This is a genomic window from Streptomyces sp. NPDC054849 (assembly GCF_053610945.1).
Genome location: NZ_JBSGZI010000197.1, coordinates 1 through 1,432 on the forward strand (window position 1 = coordinate 1; position 1,432 = coordinate 1,432).

Here is a 1,432-nt window from a genome sequence, read left to right on the forward strand (position 1 = left end):
TAGGACTCCGTTAGGTTGTTCTTGATCTTGGGGTGGTGTGTGTCGTTTCCGGCAGGGGTCGCTGGCAGGTTGTGCAGATGCCGGTCCAGCACCTCAGGATGTCTTGGAGGGCGTCGAGGGTCTGGTAGAGGGTGAGGCCGGTCCTGGGACTTTTGGGGTCAGTCGCTGTTCGGTGAAGAAGGCCTGGGCCGCGGTCACGAGGGTGACGTGATGGTGCCAGCCGGGCCAGGATCGTCCCTCGAAGTGGTCGAGGCCCAGGCCGTGCTTGAGTTCCCGGTAGTCGTGCTCGATGCGCCAGCGGACCTTGGCCAGGCGGACCAGCTCGGTGATCGGAGTGTCGGCGGGGAGGCTGGAGAGCCAGTAGTCGGTGGGCGCGTCAGCGCCGTCGGGCCACTCGACCAGCAGCCAGCAGTCGGGCAGGACTCCGTCCCACCAGCCCTGCTCGGACGAGGCGGCGGCCTTGATCGGACGCTCGACGGCCTTGCCCGCGGGGCGGACGCGCACGGCGGTGAAGCGGGATTTCAGCAGGCCACGTGTGCCCTGTCGCCAGTTGACGGTGGTGAATGCGCTGGCCCCGAGGCCGGCGGCCAGGGTTGCCACCGACGGTGCGGGGTGTCGGTAGCGAGGCTGGGGCCAACAGCCGACCGGCCCGTTGCGGGGCGGAGCTTCGGGCTCGGCGTCGAGTGGATGGGCACTTACGTCCGCTCGGACGGCCAGGACGTAATGGATTCCGCGGTCGGTGAGCGCGGCCCGGAAGTGTGCGTTGGTGCCGTAAGCGGCGTCCGCCACCACGACCGGGGGCCTCATGTCCCACTCGGCCAGCGTGTCGAGCATGTCCAGGGCCAACCGCCACTTCTCACGGTGTGTGACCTCGGACGGGACGCGGGTCGACGTCCTGCGATCGTCGTCCGCTTCCCATGCTCGAGGCAGGAACAACCTCCACTGCAGCGGGCAGGAGGCGGTGTCCGCCGCGGCATGGACGCTGACCGCGACCTGGCAGTTTGCGCGTTTGCCCAGGGCCCCGCAGTACTGCGGAGCCACCCCGACCGACATTCTTCCGTCCTTGGGCAGTGATACGTCGTCGATCACCCAGGCGGTCGGGTCGATGAGCGGCAGCATGCGCTCACAGATCCGGCGCTGCACCGGCACCGGATCCCAGGTGGACTGGTTCACGAACTGCTGCAAGTTCTGCTCGTTGCCGTCCGGTAGCCGGGCGGCCATGGCCTGGATCGACTTACGCCGGCCGTCCAGCATCAGTCCCCGCAGGTAGCAGTCGCTCTTCGCCCGCTGGTCCTTGCGCCGCAGAGAGGCGAACACGTCAGCCACATACAACGCCAACTCGGTCCGCACGCGGTCCACTTCGCGTGTATCCACACATTCAGAATGCCCGTCACGAGCATCCCGAACCGTCAGACCTAACGGAGTCCTACTA

General features: G+C 67.4%; 1 protein-coding gene. It reads right to left on the reverse strand.

What is annotated here, in order from left to right:
• Positions 1–93: 93 nt before the first annotated feature.
• A complete protein-coding gene (locus tag ACWGIF_RS37840; RefSeq protein ID WP_453504400.1) occupies positions 94–1,374 on the reverse strand; it encodes an IS701 family transposase in 1,281 nt (426 codons plus the stop codon).
• Positions 1,375–1,432 lie beyond the last annotated feature (58 nt).